This window comes from Acidithiobacillus ferriphilus (assembly GCF_018854775.1).
Lineage (GTDB): Bacteria > Pseudomonadota > Gammaproteobacteria > Acidithiobacillales > Acidithiobacillaceae > Acidithiobacillus > Acidithiobacillus ferriphilus.
In genome coordinates, this window is the sequence record NZ_JAAZTY010000075.1 from 1 (window position 1) to 6,963 (window position 6,963).

Genomic DNA, 6,963 nt, shown 5'->3' on the forward strand with positions numbered 1-6,963 from the left:
TTTGGACGTGCTCGGCAAGCATCTGTCCGTAATCCATTTTGTAAATATGATCACCCGCCAGGATGATCACATAGCGCGGTCGATGGGCGCGGAGAATGTCGATGTTCTGGAAAATGGCATCGGCGGTGCCCTTGTACCAGCCGGTGTTCATGCGCTGCTGAGCGGGAAGAATCTCGGTGAACTCGCTGAACTCGCCGCGGAGAAAGCCCCAGCCGAGCTGGATATGACGGATGAGGCTATGGGATTTGTACTGGGTGAGGACACCAATGCGACGAATACCGGAGTTAAGACAATTAGAGAGGCAGAAATCGATGATGCGGAATTTGCCGCCGAAGGGGACGGCGGGTTTGGCGCGCCAGTCGGTCAACGGACCGAGGCGGCTGCCGCGCCCGCCGGCGAGCACCAGAGCCAGGGTGTTCTTGGTGAGGTTACTGACGAAGCGGGGTGAATTGGCTACTCCGAGACTGCCTTCTTCCGACATTACCTCCTCCTTGGTTTTAGCATGGAACGGACCTTCCTGCAGTATAGGTGAGATTGTCGAGGCGCCGACTTTTAAGGTACTGAACTTCAGCGATGGCGGCAAGGACTCTGTGCAGGAAAAATTGCGCGTCGGGTGGAGCAGCGCTGCACTGCAGATGTGTTATGCTCAAAAAAGGCGTTAAGTCATGACGGCGACAAAGTGGGAACGGGTCACCCCGGATGGCGGGCAGAGGAGGATACAGTGACGGCAATGCCGAGGCATGACAGTACAATGATCGATCTGTCCGGCGCAAGCGCAGACTGTTTGGCGATCTGTGCGGCGCGCCATCCGGATCCCTTCGCCTGGCTGGGCCAGCACGTGGTTGGTCAACAGTCCGTGCGGAGGGCTTTTCTACCTGACGCGTTCCGCGTTGAGATCCAGACGCCGAAGGGATGGATAGCTATGGAACCGATCCATAGCGACGGCGTCTTCGTGCATCAGGGTGAGGCACTGCCCCTGCCTTACCGCTTGCGTTGGGAGGACCGGCACGGGCTTCACGAGCACTATGATCCCTATGTCTTCGGCCCGGTTCTGGGGGATCTGGAGATTTATCTCTTCGGCGAGGGGCGTCTCTACGAGGCCTATCACCATCTCGGCGCACACCGCCACCGGCACGAGGGGGTGGACGGGGTATCATTTGTCGTCTGGGCGCCTAACGCCGAGCGCGTCAGCGTCGTTGGCGATTTTAATGATTGGGACGGGCGCATCCATCCCATGCGCGCACGCGGCCTGAGTGGTCTCTGGGAGTTGTTTGTCCCCGAATTGGCGGTTGGCGAAATCTACAAATTCGAGATGCGCCACCGCGATTCCGGGGTGGTGTTTGTCAAGACCGACCCCTACGCTAACGCCTTTGAGCTTAGGCCGAGTACAGCGGCGCGAGTGGTGGAAGATAATCATGTCTGGACCGATCAGAGCTGGATGGCGGCGCGCGCCGGCCACGATTGGCAGCATGCGCCCATGAACATCTACGAGGTGCATCTCGGTTCCTGGCAGCGCGATGCGGCGGGCCATTTCCTCAGTTATGAGACGCTGGCGGAGCGCCTGGTAACCTACTGTAAAGAGATGGGCTATACCCACATTGAGCTGATGCCCGTGATGGAGCACCCTCTGGATGAATCCTGGGGCTATCAGGTGAGCGGCTATTTTGCGCCTACCAGTCGTTTTGGTACTCCCGATGGCTTCCGCGCCTTTGTGGATCACTTTCATCAGGCAGGCATCGGCGTTCTCCTGGACTGGGTGCCTGGGCATTTCCCCAAGGATGACTGGGGGTTGGCACGTTTTGATGGCACCGCGCTGTATGAACATGCCGATCCGCGCGAGGGTGAGCACAGCGACTGGGGCACTTACATCTTCAACTACGGGCGTAACGAAGTGCGTGGTTTCCTGCTGGCCAATGCCTGTTACTGGGCGGACAGTTTCCACATCGATGGATTGCGCGTGGATGCGGTGGCGTCCCTGCTCTACCGCGATTATTCGCGCCCGGAGGGAGAGTGGATTCCCAACCAGTACGGTGGCCGGGAGAATCTGGAGGCCATTGATTTTCTGCGCGAGATGAATGTGGCCCTCAATGAGCGCCATCCGGGCATCCTCACCATCGCCGAAGAATCCACGTCCTGGCCGATGGTCTCCCGTCCCACCTATGTCGGCGGTCTGGGGTTCTCCATGAAGTGGAATATGGGCTGGATGAATGACACCCTCGCCTATCTGGAGCAGGACCCGATCTACCGGCGCTTTCACCAGAACGACCTGACCTTCAGCCAGCTTTACGCCTATACGGAAAACTTCGTGTTACCCCTGTCCCACGACGAAGTGGTACACGGCAAGCGCTCGCTGCTGGACAAAATGCCCGGCGATGTCTGGCAGCGCTTCGCCAATTTGCGTTTGCTCTTTAGCTACCAGTTTGCGCATCCCGGCAAAAAACTGAATTTTATGGGCAACGAGTTCGGCCAGGGACGGGAGTGGGATTGTGGGCAGGCCCTGGACTGGGACTTGCTGAATTCGGATTGGCATCAGGGTATTCGGCGGTTGAACCGGGATCTGGCGTATCTGTACCGGGATATCCCGGCCTTACATGTGCAGGATTTTCAGGGCGAGGGCTTTTCGTGGGTGGATTGTCACGACGCCGACCAGTCCGTACTGAGTTTCCTGCGCTGGGATCGGGATGGTGGCTTCGTGCTGGCCGCGTTCAATTTTACGCCGGTGCCTCGGTACAATTATCGCCTTGGGGTGCCAACGGCGGGCCGGTATCACGAGATATTCAACAGCGATGCGGGCGCTTATCACGGCGGTAATATCGGTAACTTGCCGCAGCAGGCGCAGGCCCGGGCCTGGATGGGGCTGCCCCATTCGCTGGAACTGGTGCTGCCGCCTCTCGGGGCGATTTATTTACAGTTGACCGGGACGGGCTGACTCTGGGGGTGACGATGTTTATGGTCTATGTCGTCATTGCTTTTGTCGCCGGGCTGGCGGAGCTTTTTACGGGTACGTTCTACCTGGCGGCGGTGGCGCTGGCGGCCCTGTTCACGGCTATTACCGGGCTGCTTTTGCCGGGCACGGTGCTGCACTGGGTTTTTCTCGGGTTTTGTCTGGTCCTGTTGCCCACCGGACTGTGGCTACGTCATCGTTTGGCCGCCAAAACCAAAGATCTCGGCGACTTTGATCTGGGTCAGGGCGTGGATGTTATCAGCGGGCCGGACAGCAATCAGCAATACAGTGTGCGTTATCGCGGTGCCGAGTGGCTGGCGGTCGTCGACGAGGGCCCTTCCCCTTGCCCGGGCGACCGGGCCGTCATCATCGCCAAGACGGATAACTTGCTACATTTAGGCGTGCTACCCCGACAAAATTCTGGCAAGGAGCCATTATGTCCTCCCTCATCGTTATCCTGATTGTTGTTGTTGCGGCCTTCTTCATTCTGCGGACCACCATCCGGGTCGTGCCTCAACAGCGCGCCTGGGTCGTCGAGCGCCTTGGTAAATATCATGCAGTATTGCAGCCGGGGCTGAATTTTATCATCCCTTTTCTGGACCGCATTGCTTTCCGTTTTAACATGCGCGAGGTGCCCATGGAGGTGCCCGCGCAAGTCTGCATCTCCTTCGACAACACCACTATGACCGTAGATGGGGTACTCTATCTGCAGATTACCGATTCTGTAAAAGCGGCTTACGGTTCCAGTAATCCCTTCACGGCGGTGATCCAGTTGGCGCAGACCACCATGCGTTCGGAGATCGGTAAACTGCATCTGGATGCGGCGCTTTCGTCCCGACAGTTGCTGAATACGGCCGTTGCCTCATCGGTGGACGAGGCGGCGATCAACTGGGGCGTCAAGGTGCTGCGCTATGAAATCAAGGATATTACTCCACCCCAGGAGATCATCCGCGCGATGGAACTGCAGATCACCGCCGAGCGGGAAAAGCGGGCATTGATCGCCAAGTCCGAGGGACAACGGCAGCAGCAGATCAACACGTCCGAGGGGCAGCGTCAGCAGGACATCAATGTCGCGGATGGTCGCAAACAGGCGGAAGTGTTGCGCGCCCAGGGTGAAGCCGCAGCCATCCAGTTGGTTGCCGAAGCCACCGCCGCCGCCATCCGCGTCATCGGCGACGCGGCGCGGGCGCCGGGTGGTATTGAGGCCTTGCAGATGCAACTCGCCAAGGACTACATCGAAAAATGGGGCAACCTCGCCAAGGCGAGCACCAGTCTGGTGATCCCGGCGGATCTGGGCAATATCGGCGCACTGGTGGGTACGGCGCTGTCCATGGTCAAGCAACAGGGCGGGACAGCGAAAGCTTGAGGTGCCCGCGAAACCCGGATTCACGGGACCGAGGTCAAATGGTCCCAGGCACCGTCTCCGGCCAGGCCGCATTGTCCAGCCAGACATCGGCCGTTGTGCCTACCAGTGCGGCGGGAGTGGATTCGCCCCGTAGCCAGGCCGCGAGTGCCGCCCGCTTGCCGCTGCCCGTGGTGAGAAAAAACATCTCCCGCGTGTACTGTAATCGCCAGCCGCTCAGGCTCACCCTTTGGGGCGGCGCCTTGGCGGCGTCGTGGATGGCGAGGGTGGCGGGGCTGCTCTTTTCCAGACCCCAGTCGTGGCCGGGGAAAAGGCTGGCCGTATGGCCATCCTCACCCATTCCCAGCAGGACCAGATCGAAGGCATGCGGCGGAAGAAGCGCGGCGTAGTCGCGGGCGGCCACTTCGGCACCCCGTTCGGCCGGAATGTGATGAATCTGCCGCGCCGGAATGGGTACCTGGGACAGCCAGACGGTGTCCAGCATCAGGCTGTTACGCTCCGGGTCCTGGAGCGGCAGGCAGCGCTCATCCCCATGATAGAGGTGCCAGCACTGCCAGTCCCGGCCCAGTTGCGGAAGCATGGCATAAGCCGCGCGCGGGGTGTTGCCGCCGGCGACCACCAGATGGAAGGCGCCGCGCGCGGCGATAGCCTCTTGGGCCATACGCGCGATGGCTGCTGCCAATCTCTGGGCGAGGGCTGCGCTATCAGGATGAATATGCCAGGTGTTGCGGTTCCGGGCTGCTTCCATGTTGATGCACTCCTGTGTGTTCCGGGTGATGATCTGCAGGCGTGACATTTCCCCCGGATCTTTTGCCGGACAGGATAGCCGCACTTTGCAGCTTGGGTCTATGATGCTGACTATTGAATATTGCCCTGAAGGAGGCAGAGATGGGTGGTCTGGAGGACTGGATAGGCAATACCCCCCTATGTGAACTTCGGCGCTTGTCGCCGCATGCGGGTGTGCGGATTTTCGGGAAGCTGGAAGGTAACAATCCCGCGGGTTCCGTCAAAGATCGCCCCGCCGTGAATATGATTCGCCGGGCGTTGGCGCGTGGCACCATCACTACTGCTACGCGCCTGATCGAACCCACCAGCGGGAACACGGGTATCGCCCTGGCCATGGCGGCATCGGTGCGGGGATTGTCCATGACGCTGATCATGCCGGAGAACATGAGCATCGAAAGGCGGCAGGTGATGCGTGCCTACGGCGCTGAAGTGATTCTCACGCCAGCCGCCCGGAGTATTGAAGGTTCTATTGATCTCGCGCATCAGATGGTGGCGGCGGGAGAGGGCTTCATGCTCGATCAGTTTTCGAACCCCGATAATCCCGAGGCGCATTATCTCGGTACCGGGCCGGAGATCTGGCGTGACACCCGCGGGACCATAACCCATTTCGTCTCATCCATGGGGACGACGGGGACCATCATGGGCACCTCCCGCTATTTGCGGGAGGTGTCGCCCCATATTCAGATTGTCGGCGTACAACCGACGGAGGGGGCCAAAATTCCTGGTATCCGCCGTTGGCCGAAAGCCTATTTGCCACGCATTTATCATCCTGAATCTGTGGATCAGATTGTCGATGTGAGCCAGGAAGAAGCCGAGGAAATGGCCCGTCGTCTGGCACGGGAGGAAGGGGTGCTGGCGGGCATATCTTCCGGTGGCGCGGTGGCCGCGGCGATCAGCGTGGCACAAAAGCTGGACCATGGTGTGGTGGTTGCCATTGTCTGTGACCGGGGTGACCGTTACCTCTCTACGGGTGTTTTTCCGGCTTGAGAGAATGATGCACGGGCGCAGCAGAATTTTGCCGATAGCCGTCCGCTGGTCTATGACGCTGTGCCTGGGGCTCGCTATCAGTGGTGTGGCCGGGGCACAAATTCTGGAAATCAGCGCCGCACGGATAAGCGGAACGGGCTGGACGGCGCAGCGCTTGCACGCGACGCTGACCACATCGACGCAGGGCGATCAGTTCAGCCTGGCGGCGGGCGTCGCGCAAGCGGGCAAGCGCAAACTCTGGCGGCATGCCCGGCTGCAATGCGGGCTCCAGACGGCGCGGGGTTGGGCGTGTCGTCAAGTTCATCTGGCGGTGGAGGACAGCCCGTGGGGCGCACTGCATGGCGATGGGCATGTACAGTTGCGGCGGGTGGGCGGCAGTGGGCAAGCCATGCTGGCATTGCGCGCTGCGCAATTCGGCAGCGCCCGTCTGCAGGTGCAAAGTACCGCCGCCGGACAGTGGCATCTGACGGCTGCGGGCAGCCTGCCGGTTGCCGGTCTGGTGCGCGCCCTTACCCTGCTGCCTGCCACTTGGCAGACCTCGGGGCAGGCCCGGTGGCAAGTCCAGGCGCGGGGCGCAAACTGGGCAAAGGCGCGTCAGATAGCCTTTGAATTGCAGGGCAGCCAGCTCCAGTTCAGTAGCCCGGACGGTTTGCAGGCCGCCCAGGGTGTCGCATTGCAACTCCAGGGGGACGGTGCATATACCGGGCAATGGCACGGCACCGCCCGGATGCGCTGGACCCAGGGGGGTGTCCTCTGGAGTCCATGGTACTGGACAGCCCCCGCCGCAGCACTGCGGATACAAACCCGCTGGCGCCAGACGGCCAAGGCCTGGCAACTGGACCAGGGAAGCATCCGCTGGCCCGGCCTCGGACGGGGCGGTTTT

6 protein-coding genes and 1 pseudogene are annotated in these 6,963 nt (G+C 60.7%); 5 read left to right on the forward strand and 2 right to left on the reverse strand.

Annotation, left to right across the window (positions count from 1 at the left end):
- The coding region (locus tag HF921_RS05970) for a sugar phosphate nucleotidyltransferase (protein WP_215893502.1) at positions 1–481 on the reverse strand (481 nt) is incomplete at its 3' end.
- A 249-nt stretch (positions 482–730) separates the two neighbouring features.
- On the opposite strand from HF921_RS05970, the gene glgB reads away from it, so the two are divergent.
- The 3 genes from glgB to HF921_RS05985 are packed head-to-tail and all read left to right on the forward strand — an operon-like array spanning position 731 to position 4,310.
- A complete protein-coding gene (gene glgB, locus HF921_RS05975; protein ID WP_215893505.1) occupies positions 731–2,929 on the forward strand; it encodes a 1,4-alpha-glucan branching protein GlgB in 2,199 nt (732 codons plus the stop codon).
- A 14-nt stretch (positions 2,930–2,943) separates the two neighbouring features.
- Positions 2,944–3,405, forward strand: a complete 462-nt coding sequence (locus tag HF921_RS05980; RefSeq protein WP_064219753.1) for an NfeD family protein — start codon at positions 2,944–2,946, stop codon at positions 3,403–3,405.
- Positions 3,381–4,310 carry an SPFH domain-containing protein gene (locus HF921_RS05985; RefSeq protein ID WP_215893503.1) on the forward strand — a complete coding sequence of 310 codons (930 nt, stop codon included), beginning with the start codon at positions 3,381–3,383 and terminating at the stop codon, positions 4,308–4,310. The genes HF921_RS05980 and HF921_RS05985 overlap by 25 nt, the downstream gene beginning before the upstream one ends.
- A gap of 34 nt (positions 4,311–4,344) precedes the next feature.
- On the opposite strand, the gene pgl is transcribed toward HF921_RS05985, so the two are convergent.
- Positions 4,345–5,055, reverse strand: a complete 711-nt coding sequence (gene pgl, locus HF921_RS05990) for a 6-phosphogluconolactonase (protein ID WP_215849077.1) — start codon at positions 5,053–5,055, stop codon at positions 4,345–4,347.
- A gap of 140 nt (positions 5,056–5,195) precedes the next feature.
- Here pgl and cysM point away from each other — a divergent pair, with 140 nt between their 5' ends.
- Together cysM and HF921_RS06000 are read left to right on the forward strand one after the other, a co-directional pair.
- Complete coding sequence (gene cysM, locus HF921_RS05995) at positions 5,196–6,080, forward strand: cysteine synthase CysM (RefSeq protein ID WP_215893504.1); 885 nt, start codon at positions 5,196–5,198, stop codon at positions 6,078–6,080.
- 28 nt (positions 6,081–6,108) lie between these two features.
- Positions 6,109–6,963 (forward strand): annotated as a pseudogene (locus HF921_RS06000) (hypothetical protein); the annotation flags it as partial.

What these genes read in the sequence shown, in the direction of transcription:
- glgB (WP_215893505.1), top strand. Translation starts at nt 731, where the DNA reads ATGCCGAGGCATGACAGTACAATGATCGATCTGTCCGGCGCAAGCGCA.
- HF921_RS05980 (WP_064219753.1), top strand. Translation starts at nt 2,944, where the DNA reads ATGTTTATGGTCTATGTCGTCATTGCTTTTGTCGCCGGGCTGGCGGAG.
- HF921_RS05985 (WP_215893503.1), top strand. Translation starts at nt 3,381, where the DNA reads ATGTCCTCCCTCATCGTTATCCTGATTGTTGTTGTTGCGGCCTTCTTC.
- pgl (WP_215849077.1), bottom strand. Translation starts at nt 5,055, where the DNA reads ATGGAAGCAGCCCGGAACCGCAACACCTGGCATATTCATCCTGATAGC.
- cysM (WP_215893504.1), top strand. Translation starts at nt 5,196, where the DNA reads ATGGGTGGTCTGGAGGACTGGATAGGCAATACCCCCCTATGTGAACTT.